The organism is Profundibacterium mesophilum KAUST100406-0324 (assembly GCF_009835145.1).
GTDB classification, from domain to species: Bacteria; Pseudomonadota; Alphaproteobacteria; order Rhodobacterales; family Rhodobacteraceae; genus Profundibacterium; species Profundibacterium mesophilum.
Window position 1 is genome coordinate 1 of sequence record NZ_APKE01000060.1, and the last position, 1,121, is coordinate 1,121.

Genomic DNA, 1,121 nt, shown 5'->3' on the forward strand with positions numbered 1-1,121 from the left:
TCTCGGTCAGGATCGACTTGCACAGATGCTTGGCCGTCCAGGTGCTTTTGACCTGCACCGTCACGGCGCGGAACTTGTTCGTCGAAAACAGCGCAGCCGTGGTCTTACCAAAGCCTGAAGGCCCGTAAAACGTGGCCATGCCCGGCAGGCTGTGCGCGCGGGTGCGCGCCCTCTCGATCAGGGTCGCGAGGGCCGCGACGTTGCGCAGTGGCAGTGGCGCAACAGAGTTGTAAAGGGCGTTATTTTGTGACATTCTGCCTCTATTCCTTTTCTACACGACTTCACTACTGCGCCGTCGGGTGGCCTCCCGGCGGCGTCATCATCTGGCGAACATTCTGTCGCCATAGATCTCGTACATCTCCATTTGCTGGCGGAACTCTGCGCTCTGGCGATATGAGGCCAGCCATTCGGCCTCTTGCTCGCCGATCCTCTTGCCCTCCGCCGAGCGGCTCAGAAGCTCATGGGCACGCTCGAAGCGGACCAGCGGATCATCGACCTCCGCCGGCGTGCTTTCGTCTTGCGCAGAGGCGCGGAAGTCCCGGTAAAACACCTCATGTCTCGGGCTCCGGCGCCGATGTTTCCTCGAGACCGCGTGCGATATCTTTCGCCGACAGGGGCGCGAGCGCCTTGGCAAGACGCTTTTGGGCGCGGTTGATTTGCCCTTTGCGGCGCGCTGCCGCCTGTGCCGAGCTTGCATCGAAGAAGCCGGCGGCGACCTCGCAGGCGGCCTCGCCGAGGTAGCGCCCGTCGAGCGCATAGAGGCTGACCGCGTCATGCAGATGCTCGGGATCGAAGCGCGCCACGATCTTCGTGCCGGCAAGCTCGCTCATCCAGTCCGACCAGTAGCTGTTGCCGTGCAGCGTGAGCCGGCCATGCCCGGCATGCAGCTTGCGCACCTCCTGCCCCATGAGCCAGAGGCGCCGCTGCTCGGCCGTGGCACGCCGGATCGGTGCAGTGGCATAGCTCTTGGCGAAGGCCTCGTCGAAGCTGCCGCCCTTGACGGTCGGTGACAGCCGGCCAAGGCGGGCGTTGTGCTCGGCCACCCCTTCGCCGACCACCGCCACGAAGCGATCGATATCGATCGCCGTGGAGCCGTAGTTCTCGGGCTTGGCGTCGGGCTT

At 64.5% G+C, this 1,121-nt stretch carries 2 protein-coding genes and 1 pseudogene; all 3 read right to left on the bottom strand.

Annotated elements, in window-relative coordinates; genetic code table 11:
- Positions 1 to 253, bottom strand: a pseudogene (locus PMES_RS16135) (AAA family ATPase); the annotation flags it as partial.
- A 66-nt stretch (positions 254 to 319) separates the two neighbouring features.
- Positions 320 to 550 carry a hypothetical protein gene (locus tag PMES_RS16140; protein ID WP_159966746.1) on the bottom strand — a complete coding sequence of 77 codons (231 nt, stop codon included), beginning with the start codon at positions 548 to 550 and terminating at the stop codon, positions 320 to 322.
- A 1-nt stretch (position 551) separates the two neighbouring features.
- The coding region (locus PMES_RS16145; RefSeq protein ID WP_201289026.1) for a Mu transposase C-terminal domain-containing protein at positions 552 to 1,121 on the bottom strand (570 nt) is incomplete at its 5' end.